Source organism: Methanorbis rubei (genome assembly GCF_032714495.1).
Lineage (GTDB): Archaea > Halobacteriota > Methanomicrobia > Methanomicrobiales > Methanocorpusculaceae > Methanocorpusculum > Methanocorpusculum rubei.
Genome location: NZ_JAWDKB010000007.1, coordinates 35,987 through 57,522 on the forward strand (window position 1 = coordinate 35,987; position 21,536 = coordinate 57,522).

Annotated in this window: 25 protein-coding genes and 1 tRNA gene; 14 read left to right on the plus strand and 12 right to left on the minus strand. The window is 52.9% G+C overall.

The window, feature by feature from the left end:
• Positions 1 to 2: 2 nt before the first annotated feature.
• Positions 3 to 692 (minus strand): (5-formylfuran-3-yl)methyl phosphate synthase, encoded by a 690-nt coding sequence (locus McpCs1_RS08135; protein ID WP_338096758.1) that lies wholly within the window; start codon positions 690 to 692, stop codon positions 3 to 5.
• Positions 693 to 767: 75 nt separating this feature from the next.
• Here McpCs1_RS08135 and McpCs1_RS08140 point away from each other — a divergent pair, with 75 nt between their 5' ends.
• The 14 genes from McpCs1_RS08140 (at position 768) to McpCs1_RS08205 (ending at position 13,917) form a co-directional block, all read left to right on the plus strand.
• A complete protein-coding gene (locus McpCs1_RS08140) occupies positions 768 to 1,484 on the plus strand; it encodes a HisA/HisF-related TIM barrel protein (RefSeq protein ID WP_338096759.1) in 717 nt (238 codons plus the stop codon).
• A complete protein-coding gene (tmk, locus tag McpCs1_RS08145) occupies positions 1,478 to 2,077 on the plus strand; it encodes a dTMP kinase (RefSeq protein ID WP_338096760.1) in 600 nt (199 codons plus the stop codon). Before McpCs1_RS08140 ends, tmk begins: the two co-directional genes overlap by 7 nt.
• Before the next feature lie 562 nt (positions 2,078 to 2,639).
• A complete protein-coding gene (locus McpCs1_RS08150) occupies positions 2,640 to 3,530 on the plus strand; it encodes a dihydroorotate dehydrogenase (protein WP_338096761.1) in 891 nt (296 codons plus the stop codon).
• Positions 3,523 to 4,284, plus strand: coding sequence for a dihydroorotate dehydrogenase electron transfer subunit (locus McpCs1_RS08155; protein WP_338096762.1), 762 nt, complete (start codon positions 3,523 to 3,525; stop codon positions 4,282 to 4,284). The genes McpCs1_RS08150 and McpCs1_RS08155 overlap by 8 nt, the downstream gene beginning before the upstream one ends.
• A gap of 4 nt (positions 4,285 to 4,288) precedes the next feature.
• Positions 4,289 to 4,939, plus strand: coding sequence for a CpXC domain-containing protein (locus tag McpCs1_RS08160; protein ID WP_338096763.1), 651 nt, complete (start codon positions 4,289 to 4,291; stop codon positions 4,937 to 4,939).
• Entirely contained in the window at positions 4,936 to 5,634 is a 699-nt protein-coding gene (locus McpCs1_RS08165; RefSeq protein WP_338096764.1) for a CpXC domain-containing protein, read from the plus strand. The genes McpCs1_RS08160 and McpCs1_RS08165 overlap by 4 nt, the downstream gene beginning before the upstream one ends.
• The gene (argH, locus tag McpCs1_RS08170) at positions 5,621 to 7,102 is read left to right on the plus strand and encodes an argininosuccinate lyase (protein ID WP_338096765.1); all 1,482 of its coding nucleotides are present in this window, start codon (positions 5,621 to 5,623) and stop codon (positions 7,100 to 7,102) included. The genes McpCs1_RS08165 and argH overlap by 14 nt, the downstream gene beginning before the upstream one ends.
• Positions 7,099 to 8,340 carry a Glu-tRNA(Gln) amidotransferase subunit GatD gene (gene gatD / locus McpCs1_RS08175; protein ID WP_338096766.1) on the plus strand — a complete coding sequence of 414 codons (1,242 nt, stop codon included), beginning with the start codon at positions 7,099 to 7,101 and terminating at the stop codon, positions 8,338 to 8,340. The genes argH and gatD overlap by 4 nt, the downstream gene beginning before the upstream one ends.
• The gene (gene gatE / locus McpCs1_RS08180) at positions 8,341 to 10,179 is read left to right on the plus strand and encodes a Glu-tRNA(Gln) amidotransferase subunit GatE (RefSeq protein ID WP_338096767.1); all 1,839 of its coding nucleotides are present in this window, start codon (positions 8,341 to 8,343) and stop codon (positions 10,177 to 10,179) included. It abuts the gene before it with no gap.
• Between the two features lie 79 nt (positions 10,180 to 10,258).
• Positions 10,259 to 10,528: a DUF5350 domain-containing protein gene (locus tag McpCs1_RS08185; RefSeq protein ID WP_338096768.1), complete on the plus strand. Its 270-nt coding sequence runs from the start codon at positions 10,259 to 10,261 to the stop codon at positions 10,526 to 10,528.
• Positions 10,529 to 10,670: 142 nt separating this feature from the next.
• The gene (gene mmp10 / locus McpCs1_RS08190) at positions 10,671 to 11,909 is read left to right on the plus strand and encodes a methyl coenzyme M reductase-arginine methyltransferase Mmp10 (protein WP_338096769.1); all 1,239 of its coding nucleotides are present in this window, start codon (positions 10,671 to 10,673) and stop codon (positions 11,907 to 11,909) included.
• The gene (locus McpCs1_RS08195; protein ID WP_338096770.1) at positions 11,906 to 12,349 is read left to right on the plus strand and encodes a ribonuclease III domain-containing protein; all 444 of its coding nucleotides are present in this window, start codon (positions 11,906 to 11,908) and stop codon (positions 12,347 to 12,349) included. The genes mmp10 and McpCs1_RS08195 overlap by 4 nt, the downstream gene beginning before the upstream one ends.
• A gap of 172 nt (positions 12,350 to 12,521) precedes the next feature.
• A complete protein-coding gene (locus tag McpCs1_RS08200; protein WP_338096771.1) occupies positions 12,522 to 12,803 on the plus strand; it encodes a peptidylprolyl isomerase in 282 nt (93 codons plus the stop codon).
• A gap of 19 nt (positions 12,804 to 12,822) precedes the next feature.
• Entirely contained in the window at positions 12,823 to 13,917 is a 1,095-nt protein-coding gene (locus tag McpCs1_RS08205) for a HEAT repeat domain-containing protein (protein WP_338096772.1), read from the plus strand.
• Between the two features lie 160 nt (positions 13,918 to 14,077).
• Here McpCs1_RS08205 and McpCs1_RS08210 read toward each other — a convergent pair whose 3' ends face one another.
• The 11 genes from McpCs1_RS08210 to McpCs1_RS08260 form a co-directional block, all read right to left on the minus strand.
• Positions 14,078 to 15,274, minus strand: a complete 1,197-nt coding sequence (locus McpCs1_RS08210) for an SPFH domain-containing protein (protein WP_338096773.1) — start codon at positions 15,272 to 15,274, stop codon at positions 14,078 to 14,080.
• Positions 15,274 to 15,810, minus strand: coding sequence for a hypothetical protein (locus McpCs1_RS08215; protein WP_338096774.1), 537 nt, complete (start codon positions 15,808 to 15,810; stop codon positions 15,274 to 15,276). Before McpCs1_RS08215 ends, McpCs1_RS08210 begins: the two co-directional genes overlap by 1 nt.
• A 28-nt stretch (positions 15,811 to 15,838) precedes the next feature.
• The gene (locus tag McpCs1_RS08220) at positions 15,839 to 16,165 is read right to left on the minus strand and encodes a hypothetical protein (protein ID WP_338096775.1); all 327 of its coding nucleotides are present in this window, start codon (positions 16,163 to 16,165) and stop codon (positions 15,839 to 15,841) included.
• Between the two features lie 73 nt (positions 16,166 to 16,238).
• Positions 16,239 to 16,565, minus strand: a complete 327-nt coding sequence (locus McpCs1_RS08225) for a tetratricopeptide repeat protein (protein ID WP_338096776.1) — start codon at positions 16,563 to 16,565, stop codon at positions 16,239 to 16,241.
• Positions 16,566 to 16,628: 63 nt separating this feature from the next.
• A tRNA-Glu gene (locus McpCs1_RS08230) sits at positions 16,629 to 16,701 on the minus strand.
• Between the two features lie 68 nt (positions 16,702 to 16,769).
• Positions 16,770 to 17,633, minus strand: coding sequence for a branched-chain-amino-acid transaminase (ilvE, locus tag McpCs1_RS08235; RefSeq protein WP_338096777.1), 864 nt, complete (start codon positions 17,631 to 17,633; stop codon positions 16,770 to 16,772).
• A gap of 577 nt (positions 17,634 to 18,210) precedes the next feature.
• A complete protein-coding gene (locus McpCs1_RS08240; RefSeq protein ID WP_338096778.1) occupies positions 18,211 to 18,612 on the minus strand; it encodes a molybdenum cofactor biosynthesis protein MoaE in 402 nt (133 codons plus the stop codon).
• A gap of 6 nt (positions 18,613 to 18,618) precedes the next feature.
• Positions 18,619 to 18,897 (minus strand): MoaD/ThiS family protein, encoded by a 279-nt coding sequence (locus tag McpCs1_RS08245; protein ID WP_338096779.1) that lies wholly within the window; start codon positions 18,895 to 18,897, stop codon positions 18,619 to 18,621.
• On the minus strand, positions 18,894 to 19,625 hold the full coding sequence (locus McpCs1_RS08250; protein WP_338096780.1) for a HesA/MoeB/ThiF family protein: 732 nt from the start codon (positions 19,623 to 19,625) through the stop codon (positions 18,894 to 18,896). The genes McpCs1_RS08245 and McpCs1_RS08250 overlap by 4 nt, the downstream gene beginning before the upstream one ends.
• Positions 19,622 to 20,260, minus strand: coding sequence for a TfuA-related McrA-glycine thioamidation protein (locus McpCs1_RS08255; RefSeq protein WP_338096781.1), 639 nt, complete (start codon positions 20,258 to 20,260; stop codon positions 19,622 to 19,624). Before McpCs1_RS08255 ends, McpCs1_RS08250 begins: the two co-directional genes overlap by 4 nt.
• Positions 20,217 to 21,434: a YcaO-related McrA-glycine thioamidation protein gene (locus McpCs1_RS08260; RefSeq protein ID WP_338096782.1), complete on the minus strand. Its 1,218-nt coding sequence runs from the start codon at positions 21,432 to 21,434 to the stop codon at positions 20,217 to 20,219. Before McpCs1_RS08260 ends, McpCs1_RS08255 begins: the two co-directional genes overlap by 44 nt.
• Between the last annotated feature and the right edge of the window lie 102 nt (positions 21,435 to 21,536).

Here is a 21,536-nt window from a genome sequence, read left to right on the forward strand (position 1 = left end):
GTTTACCTGACCATCTGAATTGCTTTTGTCACCAACTCTGCTTTGACCATTGTTGTTCGGTCTCCGCCGCAGACCATGCCGCGGACACCGATAATCTCCGGATTGATCTCTTTGAGTACCGGAATGTCTTCAAACTTGAGGGAGCCTGCAAGTGCGGTTCCAAGGCCCAGAGATCTGTTCTGTTCGGTGAATGCCTTGAGAGCTTCCTTGTTCATAAATTCAAACGTGCTTTTTCCGTCTTTTGCACCGGTGTCGATCATGGCAAAGTCAGCACCGCATTCTGCGGCGATCGGAGACATGATGTGCGGGGCAATGCTGCCGAGTCTGGCGTAGTCAGAGTATGCAGCAATCACGACGGTTTTTTCCGGGAACGGTTCTTTGACGGCACGAACGACGCCTTCGATCACTTCGTGTGCAGCGTTTTTGTCATTGAACATGAGTCCAATTTTTACAAAGTCTGCGCCAGCACATGCAGCGCCGTATGCGGCGAGAGCTGCATTGCCCGGGGTCGGACCATAGTCTCCGATTGCGGCAGAGACCGGTTTGTTTCCGGCAAGTTTCTTAATTTCGCGGATTACCCACGGAAAATTAGCACCAAGCGACCCTTCTGCAGGGCGTTTTACATCGATTATGTCAGCATCGAGGCAGAACTTTGCCTCTTCTATTGAACTTGGGCTGACTAGGAGTTTCATGGATATTATATGGTCTTTACCCCTAATAAGGGCATTCAATTTATCGATTCCTATGGCATATATGTGGTGACAAGAATGGATGTTGTACTCGCAGTAGATCTGAAAGGGGGCTATGTGGTGCACGGTAGTTGCGGCAACCGCGCAAATTATCTGCCGTTGAACTGGGGTCTGTCGCCGTCGGCAGAGCCGTCGGCATATCTTTCGGTGATGGAGCCGAAGTATTTGTACGCGGCAGACCTTGACCGAATCGAGTTTTCCGGGGATCATACAAAACTGATTCTTCGTCTTGCGGATTTTGTCGACGGTCTCTGGGTGGATCGCGGGTGCAGTATTCCTGAGGAGTATCTGTGTGGTCGCAACATTCACAATATTGTGGGCACGGAAACGATTGATGCACCAATGGACGAGTTTATGGGAGGTTTTCTGAGCGTGGATGTAAAGGACGGGCATGTTGTTGCGAGGCAGAATTTTTCCCAGCTTCTTCCCTCAGAAATATCTGATCCGTCAGGAGTCAGCCCTGAGGATGTTCTGAGGCTTTCAAATGATACGAACTTTGCAGGGTGTGTTCTACTGAATATTTCGTCTGTTGGAACATCGTCTGGTATTGATGCTGCTGTTGCCGAGAGTCTTCGCAGCTGTTGTGAGAAGACGCTGTTTTACGGGGGAGGTGTGCGGTCGACTGAGGATCTGGCGACTCTTGCGGACGCCGGGTTTGACGGGGCGATTGTTTCGACTGCTGTTCATAAGGGAACAGTGCCGCTGAAAATTATTCAGGAGGGTTCGTTTTGTTAATTACGCTTGAGGGTATTGACGGCGCCGGGAAGTCGACGCTGTATGCCGGGCTGAAGGGCAGACTTCTTGATCTTGATCCGCTGTTTACTAGGGAACCGGGCAGTCCGTATCTGGGTGATGCGGTGCGACGTGCGATTGCGAAGAATGATGATCCGCTTGTTGAGGCTGCACTGTTTGTGGCTGATCATGCGGTACATCTTTCTGATGTTGTCCGTCCGGCACTTTCGTGCGGTCGGGTTGTTATCTCGGACCGGTACTCAGACAGCAGGTTTGCATATCAGGAGGTATCACTTCAGGGCGTTCATCCCAATCCGAAGCAATGGCTTTCTGCAGTGCATGAGGGATGGTCGGTGCGGCCTGATATGACAATTCTCCTTGTGGTGCCGGTCTCTGTTGCGATGTCGCGTCTCGCCGGACGAGTCGAGCAGGAGCATTTCGAGCGGCAGGAATTTTTGGAGGCTGTGCAGAAAAATTATCTGGCACGTGCTGCTGAGGACCCGTCACGATTTTTGCTGGTGGATGCCTGCGGGAGTCCGGAGACTATTCTCGATTTTGTCGAGATGAGCATTCGTGCGAAATTGAAACGCGAATAGCACGAATAGCGCGAATAAAAAAATCGCCAATGGCGATTTTTAAGATTTTACTAGAATTACTTATTTTTAAATACATCTATCCGTTCGGGAAATTACAGACATTTTTTTTTGAATAGGACTTACGCGGTATGAAATAGCATAAGGAAAAGGGATTCTCTGTCCTAAGTTTCATTTGGGGCAACCACGGAACACACGGAGCACCACGGAAAAAAACACAGAATACCGCTCCACTTACGGAAAACACGGAAAGCCTAAGGAAGTTGGCATCTCAAAATGGTGACCTATACATATGCCCATGCTCTTAGGATTTCCGTATTTTCCGTAAGTGGAGCGGTATTCTGTGTTTTTTCCGTGGAATTCCGTGTGTTCCGTGGTTACTCCAAGCGAGACCACCTACAGAAAAATCCCAAACAATGAAACTCATTACCGCGTAACTCCTATTTGAAAAATCGCCATTGGCGATTTTTTATTCGCGCTATTCGCGTTTTAAAATCTCACCCCCTATTCATCAACATCTTCGAAGACAAGATAATCCCCGGCGTCCAATACATACCTCATAGATATGATCAAACTGCAGACACCGGCAGCAAAGATCGGAGGCGTCTCCCTTACGAATCATATGCTCCTCGCCGCAGGAGTGCTCGGGACCACCGCCGCATCGCTGTCACGAATGCTTCGCCTCGGAGCAGGCGGAGTTGTTACCAAGTCCATCGGCCCGGAACCAAAGGACGGTCATCACGGCCCGTCCTTAATTCCGATTGCAGGCGGCCTCATTAATGCCATGGGTCTCCCCAACCCGTCAAAAGAGTTTACGGATGAGATCGCTCCCTTACTTGCCGCACAAAAACCGATCGTTGTCAGCATCTTCGGCGGAACTCCTGCTGAGTTCGCCAAAGTTGCCGAGTGGTTCCCGAATGCCCAAGCGTTTGAACTCAACCTCTCCTGCCCGCACGCCGAAGGATACGGTGCTGCGATTGGCGCAAACCCGCGTGTCGTGCGCGAGTGCACCGAAGCTGTGAAGGCGTTCGGGAAACCGGTCTGGGTCAAACTCACGCCAAACGTTGCAGACATCGGTGTCATCGGCCGTGCCGCTGAAGAAGGCGGTGCTGACGCAATTGTTGCCATCAACACCGTCAAAGCAATGCGCATCTCAACCGGCATGCGCCGTCCGGTTCTCGGCAACAAGTTCGGCGGCCTTTCCGGGACTGCGGTCTTTCCGATCGCGGTTCGATGCGTCTACGATCTCTACGAAGCATGCGACATTCCCATCATCGGTTGCGGCGGGATCTCCACCGCAGACAATGTGCTTGAGATGATGATGGCAGGAGCGTCTGCTGTTGAGATCGGCAGCGCGGTTTACGACAACGTCAATGTTTTCTCTGACATAGCAGAAGATCTTTACGCGGCAGACGGAATACCTGTTGAGGAAATCGTGGGGTGCGCTCATGACTGAGGAACACATGCCGACAGTGACCACCATCACCGCCGTGATCGATGAAACACCGACGGTGAAAACTTTCGTCTTTGACGAACTGTTCAACTTCCGACCAGGCCAGTTCTGCATGGTCTGGATACCGGGCGTTGACGAAATACCGATGGCGTTCTCTGCGGCAAACGCAATCACCGTAATGAAAGTGGGCGACGCAACGTCGGCTCTCTTCAACTGCAAAGCAGGCGACAAGATTGGTATCCGGGGGCCGTTCGGCAACGGATTTTATCCGACCGGCCGCGTGCTCGCTATCGGCGGAGGCATCGGGGTCACACCGCTCTTCACCCTTGCCGCGACCGGCGAGGTTGACACCTTTATCCTTGGTGCAAGGACTGCTGCGGAACTCGTTTTCCCCAATGAACTTGCAGGCGTTACCGATCTGAAAATTGCGACTGATGACGGAACCCGCGGCTATCATGGTTTTGTCACCGGCATTCTCGACCAGCTTGACGTCACCGAGTACGACACCATCTGTGTCTGCGGCCCTGAGATGATGATGAAAGGAATTCTCGACCGGCTTGTTGCCAAAGGAATCGAGTCACGCGGTCAGTTTTCCATGCACCGGTACATGAAATGCGGAGTTGGTGTCTGCGGCTCCTGCTGCATGGACCATGAAGGCCTTCGCGTCTGCCGCGACGGCCCGGTTTTTACCGGTGATTTCATCAAAGACAGTGAGTTTGCCCACCATCACAGGGGACCAAGCGGAAGAAAGGAGTAAAGTCATGAAACCAGTAGTAAAAACCATTACCTGTCCAAAGTGCGGATCAAAGCAGGACTTCACGATGTATCCAAGCATCAACGCCTCTTCTGATCCCGGTCTTGCGGAAAAATATACGGAAGGAAGCCTCACCATGCTCGCCTGCAATGAATGCGGATTTTCAGGAAAAGTCGAGTATCCTATGCTCTACCATGATCTGGAGCGGAAGTACTCGGTGTTCTTTGCTCCGGACAGTGAGGATCGCGAGGCAAAACTTCCGAATGTTCTGCCTGCCCATCTGTTGCCTGAGATGCAGCTGCGGCTGACTCACAGCTCTGACGATCTTCGCGAGAAGACGTTCATCTTCCGCGATCATCTGGATGACCGGATTGTTGAAACCATGAAGGACTCGATCCTTCGTGAGATGTCGGCACGACATGAAGAGACGGTTCCTGACAAGCTCTACTATGCAGAGGATCTGTTCGAGTGCGCTGGCCGCTCGCTGATCTTTGTGCCGCAGAAAGGCGATGAGTTCCTTGAGCCGATCAAGGTCCCGTTCGATACCTATGAAAAGATCAAAATGCTGATGCACGGCATCTGGGATCGTCCTGTGTCTGGATACACGGTAGTTGACAGCATCTGGGTTCAGTCAGCAGCGCCAAAGGAGCGATCATGATAACTGAAGAAGACTCCATCATCTGCCCGGACTGTGGTCATGAGCAGCAGATCACTATCTGCCCTTCGGTGAATGTGACAACCGACCCCGAGCTGCGGGAGAAGGTTCTCTCAGGCGAAATATTTCTTTTCACGTGCGATGAGTGCGGCTGCTCCGGTTTTGCCGGACACCCGTTTGTTTATGAGGACAAAGAGGCGGCAGGCGGTTTTCTGATTTATCTTGAGCCTGACTGCCCGGACCGTGTTGTCGGTGTTGACGGGGATATTGCTGATCAGGTGATTTATCGGGAGAAACCGATGCGGCTGGTGGGCGATCTGAATGCGCTGAAGGAGAAGATCTTCATCTTTGAAGCAGATCTCGATGACCGCGTGATGGAGCTTTTCAAGATGCTGACCTTAACCAAACTGAGCTCCGACAACCCTGATCAGGTGCCTGACCATCTGCTTTTCACAAAAGTTCAGGAGAATGAAGAGGGCAAACAGATTGTGCTCGCAGCATTTAAGGAAAACAAATACATCGGTGTTCTTGAACTGCCGTACTCGCTCTACCAGACCTGTGTGGTGACCGGCGGCCCTATCTGGGATGTACCGACCGTTGACTGCGCAGCTGTTGATCAGGAGTGGATAGCCGAGCGGCTGAAGGAGTGCGATGAGGACGATGGTGAGGAAGAGGAGGATGACCATGCAGAGCAGTGATCAGATCCGTAAAGGCCGTCTCGGCGGCGACCGGAGTTCTGCTGTTGCAGAGTTTCTTGCGTCGATGGATGCCGACCGACGGATTGCGTACTGCGACATCCGCGTGGATATGGCGCACATTCTGATGCTTGTCCGACAGAATCTCATCGACAAGAAATCTGCGCAGCTGCTTCTTTCACATCTGCATCGCTACAAAGAGGAGGGTCTTCCTGAGTCGGTGTTTGATCCAAATCATGAGGATATTCATGCAGGAATCGAAGCGCAGCTGATCGCTGATGCCGGCGCTGATGCTGGCGGAAGAATGCATCTTGGCCGCAGCAGAAATGACGAGGTTGCAACCTGCCTTCGGATGCAGACCCGTGAGGATATTCTGGAGATTCTTGCAGGCCTTGCAGCCCTTCGCCGCGCTTTGATCGATCAGGCTGCGCGACACACCGCGAGTATCATGCCGGGCTTCACCCACTTTCAGCATGCGCAGCCGACGACGCTTGCACATTATCTGCTTGCTTATGAAGCGATGTTTGCGCGGGATTTCAGCCGGCTGACCGATGCATACCGCCGGCTCAACGAGTCGCCGCTCGGTTCGGCAGCGTTTGCGGGAACTGGTTTTGCAATAGACCGTGCACTGACCGCAGAGTATCTCGGATTCTCTGCTCCCATGACCAACTCCATGGATGGTGTTGCATCCCGGGACTTTATTCTTGAAGTCCTGTCAGCTCTTTCGATTCTGATGACAAATGTCAGCCGTCTGTGTGAGGAGCTGGTGCTCTGGATCAGTGCGTTCATCAGGTTTGTGGACCTGGATGATGCCTACTGTTCGACGAGTTCGATTATGCCGCAGAAGAAAAATCCCGACACCGCGGAGATTATGCGCGGCAAATCGGGTGTTGCGTCAGGAGAACTGATGGCAGGCATCACGCTGATGAAGGGTCTGCCGATGAGCTACAACCGCGACATGCAGGATTTAACGCCGCACCTGTGGCGGAGTCTTGATGCGGCAGAGTCTTCACTGCCGATTCTTGCGGATATGATTCAGACCGCGTCATTCAACACTGCGCGAATGGCCGAGGAGTCGGACCGCGGCAACTCAACAGCCACTGAACTCGCGGACCTCATGGTCCGTGAGTTTGGGATGCCTTTCAGAACAGCCCACAACATCGTCGGCCGTGCGGTCAAGCTTGGTGGTCTGTCGCTTGAGATCACGGAGACTGCCGGAAAAGAGATATGCGGCTGGTCACTGATAGAGAAAGGACTGACACAGAAGCACATCGACCGTGCTCTCTCTCCGCTTGGAATGGTTGAAGCAAAGAAGAGTGCTGGCGCTCCAAGTCCTGCGATGATGAGAACTGCTGTCGCACACGCGGCTGCGGCTCTCGACTCTGACGAGTCGACCGCTGCGGCTCTTCGCACCGCACTGTCTGCGGCTGATGACAAAATAGAATCTGATTACATGAGGTTAACTGCATGAGTTTTTCCAACAGCGATCCTGTGAACGTGGCGTTTGCGGGTCTTGAACTTCACGGGATGTACATCTCCGGCGATGCCGACTACGCAGTCGTGAAACTTTCGAGCGGCTACAACATCTGTGTGCCGGCCTCGGTCTGCACTGCTGCCCCTGAACGTGCGGCGGCAACTCCCGCAAAAGTTACGGCTGAACCTTTGAAGCAGGATGCAAAACTGCCGCTGCTTGCAATCGTCTCCACCGGCGGAACGATTGCGAGCACGGTTGACTACCGAACAGGCGCAGTCTCCTCCAAGTTCACTGCTGAAGATATTGTCCGCTCAATTCCGGAGCTTGCAGTCATCGCCCGCTACCACACGCTCCAGCCGTTCAATGTTCTTTCAGAGAACATGAATCCTGCAATGTGGCAGGAGCTTGCCCGCGCGGTTCATGATGAGATTGCATCAGGAGCAAAGGGTGTCATCGTAACCCATGGGACTGATACGATGCTCTACAGTGCTGCTGCGGTCTCCTTCATGCTTGAGACGCCGGTGCCGGTGATCTTTGTCGGCGCCCAGCGGTCTGCCGACCGGCCGAGCAGCGACAATGCGATGAATGCCATCTGCTCAGTGAAGGCCGGCATCTCAGACCTCGGCGAGGTTGTGGTGTGCATGCATGCAACGTCAGATGATGTTGCTTGCGCCCTTCACCGCGGAACGCGTGTTCGGAAGAATCACACCTCCCGCCGCGATGCGTTCCAGAGTGTTGGCAGAGGGCCGGTCGGTGTGGTCTCCTATCCTGACGGAAACGTCAACCTGACCGGTGACGCCGTGCTTCGCGGCACGCATGAACTTCGGCTGTTTGACCGGCTTGAACCGAACTGCGGCCTTCTCCAGTACTATCCGGGAATGAATCCAAATCTCTTCGATGCATTTTCCGGCTGCCGCGGGCTTGTCATCTCAGGAACTGGTCTTGGCCATGTGGGTACCGACTGCATCGAAAAGATAGCTGCGCTGAACGCTTCCGGGACTTTTGTAGTGATGACGTCCCAGTGTCAGGCAGGCGAGGTATGCGACCGCGTGTATGAGACCGGCCGCGATCTGCTTGCGGCAGGTGTTGTCGAGGGCGGCAGCATGCTGCCTGAGGTTGCGCTCGTGAAGCTGATGTGGGTTCTTGGCAACACTTCGCGCCCTGAGGACGCGGTTCGGATGATGCAGACGAACCTGAAAGGGGAGCTTGATTATGATCTGTGGAGGGAGATGTAAATGACCGACTTCGATTACGCGTCCCTTGGCCTGAAGGCGGGAATTGAGATTCACCAGCAGCTGAACACCAAAGAGAAGCTGTTTTCGCACACGCCGACACTCATCCGCGACTCAGCGGACCACACCGGCGAAGTTCGCCGGTATCTGCGTGTCGCAACGTCAGAGATGGGTGATGTGGACCGTGCGGCAAAGGAAGAGATGATGCAGGCCCGGCTGTTTACGTATTACACGTATGACACAACCGGTCTTGTGGAGATCGACGAGCAGCCGCCTGCCCCGATGAATCCTGACGCGCTGGATCTTGTGCTGACGATTGCCAAGATGTTTGGCATGACGCCTCTGCCGCAGATTCACACGATGCGCAAGATGATTGTGGACGGCTCTGCCACAAGCGGTTTTCAGCGGACTGCACTTGTTGCGCTGAACGGTGCAATTGATAACACCTGCCGGATTGAGACCGTCGCTGTTGAAGAGGATGCCTGTCAGCGCGTGACTGACGAGGTGTTTTCGGTTGACCGGCTTGGTATTCCTTTAATTGAGATCACGACCGCTCCCTGTATGAAAACGCCTGAGCAGGTGCATGATGTGGCCCAGTACATCGGTATGACGCTTCGTTCGACCGGCCGTGTGAAGCGCGGTCTCGGCACGATTCGTCAGGATGTGAACGTGTCCATCCGTGACGGCGCACGTGTTGAGATCAAAGGTGTGCAGGAGCTTGATCTGATTGCCGAGGTCGTCCGCCGCGAGGTGCAGCGTCAGCTGTCGCTTCTTGCGATCAAGGACGAGCTTGCCGCACGCAGTGCACTCGTGAACGGCGAGGTGTATGATGTCACTTCCGTCTTTGCAGGCACACAGTCGCAGGTGCTGAAGAAGGCAAAGACGATTCTGGGAACGGTGCTTCACGGCTTTGCAGGCCTTGTCGGTATGGAGATTCAACCGAACCGTCGGCTTGGGTCTGAGATGTCGGATTATGCAAAGAAGTGCGGGGTCGGCGGACTGTTCCACACCGACGAGCTTCCGGCGTACGGCGTGACAAAGGAGGAGGTCGCACTCCTTAAGGAGACTCTTGGTGCAGGTGAGTCTGATGCTGTGGTTATTGTTGCGGCAACGGAACAGAAGTGCCGGTGCGCTATTCAGATGGTTATCAACCGCGCGAAGATGGCGATGGAAGGTATTCCTGAAGAGACGCGCAAGATGCTTGAGGGCGGGTCCACTGCCTACATGCGTCCCCTGCCGGGAGCTGCACGGATGTATCCTGAAACTGATATTCTTCCGGTGCCGGTGTCGCAACCCTACTGGGAGAGCATTGCAATGCCTGAGCTTCTGACCGATAAGGCGAAACGGTTTGTTGCCGAGTACGGTCTTGATGCCGGCATGGCGCGTCAGATGGCGTTCTCTGAGAAGCTGCCGCTGTTTGAGCGTGCGGTTGCGGAGGGTGTTCGTCCGGTGTTTGCCGCGCGGACTATCCTTGCCTCCCTCAAAGAGCTCTCCCGCGCAGGCGTGACTGCTGACGCGATTCCTGACGACTCGGTGATTGCGGTGATGATAGCTGTTGAGGCGGGTCATGCAGCAAAAGAGGCGGTTGCTGATATTCTGTCTGCATGCGCTCGCGGCATGACGCTTGATGAGGCAGTATCCACGGTTGCTCCGGCATTCTCCCGCGAGGAACTGCAGACACTTGTCCGCGGTATTGTGACCGATCGTGCGGAGTTCATCAAGTCGCGTGGAAAGGCGGCTCTTGGCCCGGTAATGGGTGTTGTGATGAAGGAAGTGCGTGGAAGAATCGATGGAAAAGTCGTTTCCGAGGTTCTGGATGAGGAACTCGGACGAATCGTCTGATGTTTTCCGACTCTGCGAATCTGAAAATCATTAAGATATATTTAAGTGAATTAGGCACGAACAAGATAAGGAGTTCAATATGGGAAAGACAGGCAGCGTTAACTGGCACCAGGTAAAAGGTGTTAGCGGTCAGATCAGACTCGTTCCCCAGAGAGAGGGCGAGGTTAAGAAACCGGGACCGAATCAGAGATTCAAGAGATCAAGCATTGTTTCCAAGATCGAAAGCCGCATGGCAAACACCCAGCAACAGGGACGCCGCGGACCGAAGATCGCAGACCAGCGCATTCGCCGCCGGATCCGCAGATCTAAGAAGTCGATGATGGGCGCAAAGGCAAAAGCAAAGCGCTGATATTGTCTTAACAATAATCTCATCATCAATAATGGTGGGTGTATTCCCTCCATTCCAAGTTTTTCAGTTTGTTTTTATTTTGTGACTTTTTTGGTATCTCAACCCTTCATAACCCTGCAGCGCCTATAAATAGGTAACAATTATGGTGCATCTCACAGTTGATATTGGCGGGCGTCCCGGATCTGACTGCCGGGGTTTTTGTGCCTACTGTTACTTCAAGCACGCAAAGGATGTGCCAGCATTCGGCTGCCGGTACTGCCTCCCGTTCTTGAAAGGCTGTGACTACTGCACCCGCGGTGTAAAAGAAGAGTATGCCGGATTTTTGCCGCTGAAAGATGTCGCCGACTCATTCCTCGCCGACCTTCAGTCGGTGACTGATGAAGTGACCCGCATCACCATCTCCGGCGGAGGTGATCCCAGCTGCTACCCTGAGTTTACTGACCTCTTCGAACTGCTTGGAACACTGGAAGTCCCGCTGCATATCGGATACACCAGCGGCAAAGGTTTTGACGATCCCGCTATCGCAGACTTTCTGATCGCACACAACCTTCGGGAGATATCGTTCACCGTGTTTGCCGCTGATGCAAATCTCAGGCGTGAGTGGATGCATGACCCAACACCCGAGGCTTCACTTGAGATCATCCGTCGCCTTGCAGCAGAAATAGAGGTCTATGCAGCCGTCGTGATCCTGCCAGGCATCAATGACGGCGCCGTCCTCACCCAGACACTTTCGTGGCTCAGCGATGTCGGTGTCAAAGGCGTAATTCTGATGCGGTTTGCAAACACTCCTGAGCAGGGTCTGATCCTTGGCAACGCACCAATTCTTCCAAACCAGCGGACGCACACCGTCGAAGAGTTCAGAGAAATTCTGAAAGAGTCCGGCGCAGCATTTCCTTCGCTCAGGATATCTGGAACCCCGCTGTATGATCCTGCATTCGACTCCCCGTTCGCACTGCGGAATATGCCGGATCTGCTGGACCGGCTCCCGAAAATTCATAAAAAGGGAACCCTTATAACCGGAGCGGTTGCAACACCTTATATCAGATCAATAGTGTCGGCATGTGGCGGCGACCCTTCTTCGGTTGTCGGTGTCGCAAAAGAAATTGCATGCCTGATAACCATTGACGATCTCAGACAGCTTGATCTGTCTGTCCTTGAAGATACGGTAATAATTCCCGGTCGTGCCTTTCTGCATGATGCAGAGGCGGAGAAGGTCCTTTCTGCAGATGGTGTTTCCAGGACCGTTATCCGCGGACCTGAGATGCTCTCTGCCGACGGAGAGACAAGCATGGGTATGAGTGAGATCGATGTCCTTACCATGGAGATGGAAGGATTTTCTGCTCTTATCAGGTTGATAAATCAGTATGGATGCTCCACATGACATATGCGGAATTATACGATAAAATAGGATACACATTCAAAAATGAAGAGTATCTCAATTACGCATTGACGCGGACAGCGTACGCCCGCGAACATGAGATTCCGATGAGTGAAACCATGGACTCGTTTGCAGTCCTTGGGGACGCGGCGCTGGATCTTGTCATGATTAAAGAGATCATTATGGACGGCGAGTACGACAAGGGCGAGATCACCCGCAAAAAAATCGATTCGGTCAACATGACTGTTGTCAGAAAAATTGCCGAGGAACTGGATCTCCCCTCCTACATGCGATGGGGCAAAGGCGAGGTCCGCATGCAAATATGGACGAGCGGCCGTGTCTCTGCAGAATGTTTTGAAGCACTGGTCGGTGCGGCATACATGGACGGTGGTATTGATGCTGCCGCGAAAATTATCAACACCGTCCGCCGCGTGAAACCATAAGATGTGCTTTGCATCGGATGTTCCGACTTCTGAGCTTTTCGATGCCGGTATTTTTCTTTTCTGAATTTTTTCTTTAAATATTGTCTTCGTGGTGCCTCACACAATTCGTCAATTCATTAGACGGTCATCATATCATAATTTATTTCTTCGGAATGCGATACATTATGGTATCATGGTGAAGGTGAAGGCATCGCATATTCTGGTGAAGACCGAGTCTGAGGCAAAGCAGTTGATGAAGCAGCTCTCTGACGGGGATGATTTTGCAAAGCTTGCAACGCTCTACTCTCAGTGTCCTTCCGGCAAGTCCGGCGGCGATCTCGGATATTTCGGAAAGGGTCAGATGGTTAAGCCGTTCGAGGACGCAGCGTTTAAGGCAAAGGCCGGTGAGGTTGTGGGTCCGGTAAAGACGCAGTTCGGCTGGCATGTGATCAAAGTTACCGATGTGAAAAATTAAGGATTTTCTGGTGTTGTGAATGGATGCTGCTACCTTTTTGTGCTGCGTTGAGGCGATAAAAAGCGGAGATGCTGCAATTCAGGAGGATGCAGCAAATCAGATCGCGGCTCTGAATGATCCTTTGATGCTGCCGCAGATTCAGCATTATGTCTCTGACGCAAGTCCGCTCGTGCGGCGGGTGATGCTCTGGACACTCAGGAATTATACTTCGCAGATTGAGTACTCATCCCTGCTTTCCTGTCTGCGTGATCCAGACATGGCAGTGCGCGAGGCTGCTCTTGTGTTGTTTATGGAAGGAGGCAGCGCGTCAACCTGCGCACTTGTTGATGCGGTGTCCTCGACCGATGACTCTCTGCGGTTTTCCGCTGTTGAGGCACTCGGTCAGTTCCGTACAGCCGAGGCTGTTCTTCCTCTGATTGCTGCGGCGGTGTCGGAAAATCCTGATATCCGCGAGGTAGCGGTTCTGTCGCTTGGTGTGTATGCGGATGCACGTGTGATTCCACCACTCATCGCAGCACTCAACGACGCACCGGAGATTCGTCTTGCTGCGCTTGAGGGGCTGAAGACCCGCCCTCTTTCTTCTGTTGATGCAGGGAAGGTGTCCGGTTGCCTATCTGATGCCGACCCTGCGATTCGCGCGGCAGCAGTCGCGGTCCTTGGCGAGCATGCCCCGGACTCCTGCGCTGATGATGAGAGTTCGGCAGTCCGTCGCACTGCTGCCCAGGTTATTGCGTCCCCGGAGATTCTTGGAAAGCTGTGCGGCGATGCTGAACCTTCGGTCCGGATGGCAGCAGCAGAGTCTGTCGGCAAACGAAAGTATGCACTTGAGGATGTTTTGCTGCCGCTGCTTTCCGATGAGGTTCCGGGTGTCCGCCGTGCTGCGGTAACCGGACTTGCGTTTTCACAAAGGCCGGATGTTGTCTCTGCACTGATTGGATGCCTGTCTGATCCAAAGCCGGGTGTGCAGGCTGCGGCAGCAACAGCTCTTGGTGAGATCGGCGGCGATGAGGTAATTGCGGCGCTGTCTGCATCATCACAAAGCGGCAATGCAATTCTTCGCGGCATTATGAAGAACGCTCTCTCTGCGGCGATGAAGAAATCGTCGTCTGAATAATGTGTTGACGCTGTGCCGCGAAAAAATTTCATCGATTTTTTTTTATCTGGGTCTCGCTTGGAGTAACCAAATAAAACCACATACGGGGAATCCCAAGCAATGATGTTCATCACTGCATAACTTCCATTGAAAAATAAAAAAAAAGTTTTGAACTCTGCTCTCAGATCTTCTGCCCGCACTCAGAACAGAATTTTGTTCCTGCCAAAAGCTCTGCCCCACAGGCAGGACACTTCGGTGACCCGATCGGAGTTCCGCACTCAGGGCAGAACTTTGCACCTGCGGCAAGTGCTGCACCGCATTTTGCACATTTGCCTGCTGCCGCGGGCGGCGCCATAGCTGTTCCGCACTCAGGACAGAACTTCGTTCCTGTCGGCGCTGCAGTCCCGCACTTCTGGCACTGGACCTGCGATGTGCCCGGCTGACCGCCGAACGGAGCAGGCTGGCCCGCTGCCATTCCTGCCATGCCCTGGGCCATCATATTGCCCATACCGACACCGGCCCCCATACCTGCACCCATCATCGCAAAGCCTGCGCCTTCGCCGCCGCCCTGCGCGGCGCCAGCCCCTATCCCCTCAATCGCCTTACCGGACTGGTACTGGATATAGTTCACGCCAAGAGCTGACATTGCGCCGCGCTTGTTGATCGCCTCCTGAACCTCCTCAGGCATATTGATGTTCAGACCGGCGAACTTCATGATCTTTACGCCGTAAATCTCGGTCTCGCGGCCAAGCTTTGCGAGGCAAAGCTGCTCAATCTCCTGCAAGTATGCAGGCATATCAAGAACTCCCATCTGTTTCTTTGCCTTCAGCTCGCCCAGCGTGTCATTGAGGACAACAACAATCTGCGCCTTAAGCCAGTCAACAATTTCCTCAGACTTCGTCAGACCCTTGGTGCCGACAAATTCCGTAATCAGCTGGAGCGGGGCGACAACCTTGTACGAGAACTGGCCGAATATTCTCAGCTGCACAACGCCGAAGTCCACGTCGCGGAATGCCAGAGGTTGGCTTGTTCCGAACTTATCCCGGAACTCTCTCTTCTGCACCCAGAAGAACTCGCCGATCTGCACATTACCGAGAACCGTTCCTGCGATATCTTTGAGAACCGGAATGTTTTGGGTCGTCAGTGCATACCGGTCAGGCCGGTCAAAGACCGCGAGAGCCTTTCCGTCACGGAAGAAGATACCATACTCATCCTCGCGAACGAGAACGTTGTCGTTCCACATCACGTTTCTCGGGAGGCGCCACATCACATTGTCGCCTTTCTTGTCCTCAACCCAGTAGAAACCTTTTCTGGAGTCTGCCCCTTCAATATCGGAGCCGGATCCGATTTTTTTGTTAACTTTCGAAAATAATGCCATTACAATGCACCAAGCCCTGCCATTGTGATAATGCGCTTTTCAAACACTGCCGATAACTCAGAAAGTCCGGAGCGGATGTCGCGGAGATCTGCTTTCACCAGACCAAAGTCTCCTGAATCACTTGACGCAAGAGCCGTTCTGCAAAGCTCGCCGAGACCGTTGATTCCTTCAACGAGAGCAAGATCAAACTCATAGAGCGTATTCAGTTCAGCATCGGTGACTCTGTATGCCGGAGAGATTCCTGAGTAACCCTGCTCTGCGTGGCGGACTCTGCTCTCCGCGGTCTTTGCCGCAGAGACGACCGTTGCAATGTCGTTCATCATATCCAGTTCAAGTGCATTGCCTGCCCGTTCGCGAATCAGTTCAAGCGGCTGCAGGACATTTGACTTCAGAAGATCTGCAATCTGCACCCGAAGCAGGGAATCTGCAATGCGCAGATCCTCTTTCTGCCGGTATCCGCGAAATCCCGGAATGCCCAGCTGAATCTTCTTCAAAAGGCCGCGGTCATCCTCAACTTTGTTTCGTAAATCTGTCATATTTTCAAACTCGTTCGATATACTTTTGTTACTTCTTTGCCGCGATATATACTATTGCAGCAAGCGCGATTCCGATCAGTGCTCCGCCAAGAACCAGCAGCAGGTCAGCTCCTGAGTAGAGCAGAATGAATATTGCGCCAATTATTGCAAACAGCGCTCCGGCTCCTGTGATTACCGGCTCTTTTTTGCCGACTGCAAAGGATAATGCGATCATTATGAGGCCGGTGCCAAGAAGGAACACGCCTGCCGCAGCCAGAAGACCAGTGCCTAAGTGCCCGATCAGAACCGCAATGCCAAGCATCAGGACAACACTCAGCCAGCCGATCTGAAATCGCTTGTTTTCAGTATTTCCCATTACTTTTCTCCGTTCATGTGGATATCTGTTTTCAGAATTGGATACTGCGAGGCAAAGAACTTTCTCCGAAGGGCTACTCTGAGAGTTTGCCAAGCCTGATGCGGCATGCGGTCATCTTCTCAAACTCACCGCGTGCCTCATAACAGTTGGCGAGGCCTTCAAGAGAGTTCTGCGCGTCAGGCCGCAGTACCAGTGACCGCTCAAATGAGGCAACTGCGTCCCCGTACCGCTCAAGGCCCGCGAGTGACTGCCCGAGTCCGCACCATGCATCCGCATCGTTTGGTGTTAAGTCGCACAACTGCTGAAATGCCGCGGCAGCTTTCTCAAAACGCTTTGCCGCGAGAAGTTCATCAGCGGTCTGCTTCCAGAACACCGGATTATTCGTCGGGTGAAATGTCATGCCAGATACATCAACCCGCAGAGCAAAAAAACAAACTGATCACAGAATCAAACAAAAGAAAAGTGCTGATATCGGGATTCGAACCCGAGTCGCTGGCGTGAAAGGCCAGCATGATTGGCCACTACACTATATCAGCAGGGCAGTCTTGCCTATAAAGGTTGACGTTGGCAAATAAAAAGATTATGATTAGCCTCTGAGATTCGCTCAGTAGGCGTCGCCTTCGGTTCTGGTGACTTCCTGAAATACCGGAAGCAGCTTGCGGTAGACTGACCCTGGCTTACCGTCGCCGACAATACGGCCGTCGATCTTGGTGATTGCGCAGATTTCAGCAGCGGTTCCTGTGACCATTACTTCGTCTGCGGTGTAGAGATCGAACAGACCAAGTTCGCAGACCTCATAGGGCACACCGATCTTGTCCAGAAGCTCAAGAAGCACCTGACGGGTGATTCCCTTGAGGTTGTTGATGGTTGGCGGCGTGTAGAGTTTGCCGTTCTTTACCAGATAGATGTTGTCGCCTGAGCCTTCTGCAAGTTTTCCGGTGCGGTCAAGGAAGATTGCCTCGTCGCCGCCTTTGTAATTTGCCTCAATTTTTCCAAGGATATTGTTGAGATAGTTCAGGGACTTGATGTTTGGCGGAAGGGAGTCCGGCGTGTTTCTGCGGACACACACGGTTACTCCGGTCAGACCGGTCTCATAGAGGTCGCCGTACATTGCGCCCCACTCGCTTGCTGCGCAGACCACGGTCGGTTTTGGGCATCTGTGCGGGTCAAGACCCATCGAACCGACACCGCGGCTGATGATCGGGCGGATGTAGGCATTTTTGAGATTATTTTTGCGCAGCGTCTCTTTGATGATCTCTGCCATCTCTTCCTTTGTTACGGGAGGCACAAGATCAATCGCCTTTGCTGAGTCAAACAGACGGTCCACGTGCTCGGCAAGCCGGAACACACGTCCGTCGTAGGCACGGATTCCCTCGAACACACCATCGCCGTAGAGGAAACCGTGATCAAAAATGGATACCTTCGCCTCGTTTTCGGGGAAGAATTTTCCATCGATATATACTAACATGAAAGTATTATTGTTGGTTCTTCGTTATAATTCCTATCCTATCATTTACTCTGTGTTTGTGGTTATTCCAAATGAAACCAAGATGGAAAAATTTCAAATAGGAGTTACGCGGTGTGAAATAGCATAAGAAAAAGGGTTTCTCTGTCCTCGGTTTTATTTGGGGCAACCACGGAACATACTGAACACACGGAATTCCGTGTGCTCAGTGTGTTCCGTGTTTACTCCGAGCGAGACCACCTACAGATAATTTTCAAACGATGTATCTCACCACCGCGGAACTCTGTTTGAGGATAGTTTTGTTGCCGGGAGTGCGGCAACAAAATTATACTCGTAAAATCTTTAAAATAAGATAATATCCTCATATAACAGTAATTCATATTTTTGTTGCCGCTGTTGCCGCTAAAACCGTATTCTGTATATGAATAATTTTTTACTTACAAACACAATGTCAAAACATCGGCAACACAAAATAAAAATCCGCAGTATTTGGTTTGAATCAAAAATAACTCCCGAATGTGAGTCAGTTTTGTTGCCGCATGATGCGGCAACATATCATGGACCTATATCTTAAGTCCTCTCATGCACCGTGAACCCAGTCGCCTTTGCGGTCGCCGGTGATCTCCTGCTTCCAGATAGGAACTCTCTCCTTCAATCGCTCGATGATGTAGCGCGAACCTTCGTATGCCTCAGGACGGTGGCCGGCACCGACCACAATCACCACAATCGTCTCGCCAAGGGTGAGTCTGCCGTAGCGGTGGATGATGTCCACTGAGTTCAGCTGAAACTTTTCTATTGCTTCAGCAGCAATATCTGCAAGATCTTTTTCAGCGACCGGAACAAACGCCTCAATTTCGAGAGCGTCCATGTTGTCATCACGGACACAGCCGATAAACACAATCTGAGCGCCGTCAGCATGCGTTCGTGATGCAGCGATCAGTGCGCCGATATCAATATTCTCTTTTTGTACTGCAAGTACCATTTTTCTTTATCCTCCCGAGACCGGCGGGTAGAGCACGATCTCATCACCCTCACCTACGGTGATTTCTGCTGCCTCTTCTGAGTCGATACGCTCGCGGTTGTACATGATGATAACATGACCGCGAAGTCTGTTCTCTTCAAAGAGCTCCCCGCGTGCTGCGGGGATTATTTCTGCGAACTTCTCAAGAGCCGCAAGAACTGTTGCCCCTGAGTCTGTAGTGATCATATTTTTTTCGCCGAACTGTTCGCGAAACTTCGCGAACGCCAGTATTGTTACTTCAGTCATTGGGTATCCTCGGTAATGGTTTTTCCTGAACAGACAGAACATCTCGAACTTTTCTTTACCGAGAAAACATCCATGCTGTTCACTGCCCCGTCCCAGAGCAGGAGTTTTCCTGCAAGGTTATCCGGAGAACCGGTCAGGTATTTTATGGTCTCCTGCGCTTCAATCGACCCGATAACCCCTGCGGCCGATCCAAGAATTGGCGTGCCTTTCGTGGTCTGGGCGTTTGGGAATATGCAGGATAAGCACGGGGTAATGCCCGGGATTATCAGTGTTGCCTGACCGGAAAGGCCTGCGACTCCTCCATGCATAAGAGGAATTCCTGTTCTTTGCGAAAATTCATTGAGCACATATCGGGCTACGAAGTTGTCCATCGCATCAACGATGATGTCGGCATCCCCTATCAGCTGCGGCGCAGTTTTTTCATCGATGAACGAGGAGAACGCGGTTACTTTGATGTCAGGGTTGAAGGCTTCAAGAGTCAGCTTCGCTGACGCTGCTTTTGGCATGCCGATCCGATCCTGCCGGTGCAGAATCTGGCGGTTCAGGTTGGTGACTTCCACCACATCGCAGTCAGCGACCCTGATGTGGCCGACGCCTGCTGCCGCAAGATAGAGTGCGACCGGTGAACCGAGCCCGCCGGCTCCTGCGAGAAACACGGTAGCCTCGTCAAGTTTTCTCTGGCCCTCGTTCCCGATGACCGGAATTTGTCGGATGTATCGCTCGTTCATACCATACCTCGTACTGTTTTCAGGCACTCAACCGCGTCATGGCGTTTCTGATCCACGGCGTTTGTTTTCAGCCACAGGGCAAGTGCAGATTTTGTATCCTCTGCAATTCCCGCATCACGGAGAACCCGCCGGTAGGTGCGGTCAGGATAATAGATTGCCTTGCAGGCACGAAGAAGCTCTGCCTCTTCTTCATCACTGATGACCGCGGCCTCCTTTGCCGCGGCAAAACTTGCGCGGATGTTCACCATCGGTTCAGAGAGGGCAGTGTGCGTTTCCGGATCATAGACGAGCCCCACTTCATCGTCGGCATTGATTTTTCCATCCTTATACCACCGATAAATCTCGCCGATGCCGATCATTCCAAGCGTGTCCATCTCCGACGCCCGCAGAGCTCCCATCGAGGACGAGCCGACCACTTTGATGCCGGAACGAATCGCCGAAAGAATTTCGCGGTGGCCTACCGCTCGGTCCTGAAAGAACACGCCGTCGATTAAGACGATTACTTTTGCACCTGACGCTGCGGCTGCGGTCAGGTCACCGCGCTTTGCCGGAGGCAGATACTCTGCGTCCGAAAGAATTGTCCGCGCCTCTTCAGGCGGTAGACTTGGGCCGATGAATACGACGGCGCTCGGCATCAATGCACCTCTTACCTCTGCGTTCATTATCAATCGTAAAGCACTCAAGCCCCGGAACAATCACGCGGACGACCGGAATTTCAAGGCCAGGGTCGGTGAGGTCGCACACAATCACCCGTTCGAGACCCGCGGCCTTCAGCCGTTCAATGATTGCGAGAATGTCGGTCTTGAAGTCCGGTGTCGCGCAACCCGCGATCTCAGAGAACGATTTTGTCGACTCGGTCTTGAACCAGTAGGCATTCATCCTCTTCACGCGATCATAGCCCATCATCTCGCGGAACGATGCGATGGTTGCATCCTCGCGTGCTCCGTGAATCTGCGTTGCCCGGCTTTGCGCTACTTCGGAGAGTGCCCGAATCACCGCAATCTCAGGATTTGTGTGGGTCCCCATTCCAATTGTCAGAAGCCTCGGGTCTTTGAGGGTGACGTCGTCAGCAACCGCTGCAATCGTCGGGACGCCGAGGTCAGAGGTGATGTCCTTCAGCGTGACTTCGACCCCTGCCTCCGTAAACTTTGCAAGCATCTCGGCGGCATGGCCGGTGAGGTCGGTGATTGCCGGTCCTGTCTCCCGCGTTGCTTCGACCAGCGACCATGAGTCACGCTCGATGACCTCGGTCAGGGCATAGAAGACTGCCTCTTCGATTGTGTTGCCGGATGCAATCCCGTTGGAGCTGGAGCGGAAGAGTCCGGGAAGGTAGTGGGGGTTTGGATGAATCACGGTGCAGAGGGGGACTTTTACCGGGCAGTTGTTCGTAAGGTCCCATGCATCCATCCAGGGAAGTTCCATGCGGGCATCGGTTGTTTTCGGAAGGATGAGATCTTCAGGGTGAATACAGTCCTCGGTGAGGGAGAGCATCTCATACGAAGTCGCCGCAAGATCGCGCGGCATGGCTTCTGCTGAGTAGCGTTCAATTCCTTCCATGATTCCTGCGACCCGTGCCTCGGCTTCGGTTCCTCCTTTTCCGTTATAGACGGAGATCGCACCGTCCGCTGCGGTCGGGCGGATACAGGAGTAGACCGGTATTCCGATCCGGTCAAGGTTTGTTATATCTGCAACACGGGTGATGCCGACAATCTGGACCAGCGGTTCGATGGATGCAAGCGTCTCCTCAGGAGTTTTGCTGCGTTCGGTCTGGCCGCAGTAGACTTTCGGAGACGGTTGAAGCTCTATCATTGTATTCATAATCGTTCGGGAACGCTATTGAGGATTTCGCTCAGAGCGTTCGCATGATTTTATATGTTGTCCCCGCGAACATATGAACATTCACACTGTGAA

What these genes read in the sequence shown, in the direction of transcription:
- McpCs1_RS08135 (WP_338096758.1), bottom strand. Translation starts at nt 692, where the DNA reads ATGAAACTCCTAGTCAGCCCAAGTTCAATAGAAGAGGCAAAGTTCTGC.
- McpCs1_RS08140 (WP_338096759.1), top strand. Translation starts at nt 768, where the DNA reads ATGGATGTTGTACTCGCAGTAGATCTGAAAGGGGGCTATGTGGTGCAC.
- McpCs1_RS08150 (WP_338096761.1), top strand. Translation starts at nt 2,640, where the DNA reads ATGATCAAACTGCAGACACCGGCAGCAAAGATCGGAGGCGTCTCCCTT.
- McpCs1_RS08155 (WP_338096762.1), top strand. Translation starts at nt 3,523, where the DNA reads ATGACTGAGGAACACATGCCGACAGTGACCACCATCACCGCCGTGATC.
- McpCs1_RS08160 (WP_338096763.1), top strand. Translation starts at nt 4,289, where the DNA reads ATGAAACCAGTAGTAAAAACCATTACCTGTCCAAAGTGCGGATCAAAG.
- McpCs1_RS08165 (WP_338096764.1), top strand. Translation starts at nt 4,936, where the DNA reads ATGATAACTGAAGAAGACTCCATCATCTGCCCGGACTGTGGTCATGAG.
- argH (WP_338096765.1), top strand. Translation starts at nt 5,621, where the DNA reads ATGCAGAGCAGTGATCAGATCCGTAAAGGCCGTCTCGGCGGCGACCGG.
- gatD (WP_338096766.1), top strand. Translation starts at nt 7,099, where the DNA reads ATGAGTTTTTCCAACAGCGATCCTGTGAACGTGGCGTTTGCGGGTCTT.
- gatE (WP_338096767.1), top strand. Translation starts at nt 8,341, where the DNA reads ATGACCGACTTCGATTACGCGTCCCTTGGCCTGAAGGCGGGAATTGAG.
- McpCs1_RS08185 (WP_338096768.1), top strand. Translation starts at nt 10,259, where the DNA reads ATGGGAAAGACAGGCAGCGTTAACTGGCACCAGGTAAAAGGTGTTAGC.
- mmp10 (WP_338096769.1), top strand. Translation starts at nt 10,671, where the DNA reads ATGGTGCATCTCACAGTTGATATTGGCGGGCGTCCCGGATCTGACTGC.
- McpCs1_RS08195 (WP_338096770.1), top strand. Translation starts at nt 11,906, where the DNA reads ATGACATATGCGGAATTATACGATAAAATAGGATACACATTCAAAAAT.
- McpCs1_RS08200 (WP_338096771.1), top strand. Translation starts at nt 12,522, where the DNA reads ATGGTGAAGGTGAAGGCATCGCATATTCTGGTGAAGACCGAGTCTGAG.
- McpCs1_RS08205 (WP_338096772.1), top strand. Translation starts at nt 12,823, where the DNA reads ATGGATGCTGCTACCTTTTTGTGCTGCGTTGAGGCGATAAAAAGCGGA.
- McpCs1_RS08210 (WP_338096773.1), bottom strand. Translation starts at nt 15,274, where the DNA reads ATGGCATTATTTTCGAAAGTTAACAAAAAAATCGGATCCGGCTCCGAT.
- McpCs1_RS08215 (WP_338096774.1), bottom strand. Translation starts at nt 15,810, where the DNA reads ATGACAGATTTACGAAACAAAGTTGAGGATGACCGCGGCCTTTTGAAG.
- McpCs1_RS08220 (WP_338096775.1), bottom strand. Translation starts at nt 16,165, where the DNA reads ATGGGAAATACTGAAAACAAGCGATTTCAGATCGGCTGGCTGAGTGTT.
- McpCs1_RS08225 (WP_338096776.1), bottom strand. Translation starts at nt 16,565, where the DNA reads ATGACATTTCACCCGACGAATAATCCGGTGTTCTGGAAGCAGACCGCT.
- ilvE (WP_338096777.1), bottom strand. Translation starts at nt 17,633, where the DNA reads ATGTTAGTATATATCGATGGAAAATTCTTCCCCGAAAACGAGGCGAAG.
- McpCs1_RS08240 (WP_338096778.1), bottom strand. Translation starts at nt 18,612, where the DNA reads ATGGTACTTGCAGTACAAAAAGAGAATATTGATATCGGCGCACTGATC.
- McpCs1_RS08245 (WP_338096779.1), bottom strand. Translation starts at nt 18,897, where the DNA reads ATGACTGAAGTAACAATACTGGCGTTCGCGAAGTTTCGCGAACAGTTC.
- McpCs1_RS08250 (WP_338096780.1), bottom strand. Translation starts at nt 19,625, where the DNA reads ATGAACGAGCGATACATCCGACAAATTCCGGTCATCGGGAACGAGGGC.
- McpCs1_RS08255 (WP_338096781.1), bottom strand. Translation starts at nt 20,260, where the DNA reads ATGCCGAGCGCCGTCGTATTCATCGGCCCAAGTCTACCGCCTGAAGAG.
- McpCs1_RS08260 (WP_338096782.1), bottom strand. Translation starts at nt 21,434, where the DNA reads ATGATAGAGCTTCAACCGTCTCCGAAAGTCTACTGCGGCCAGACCGAA.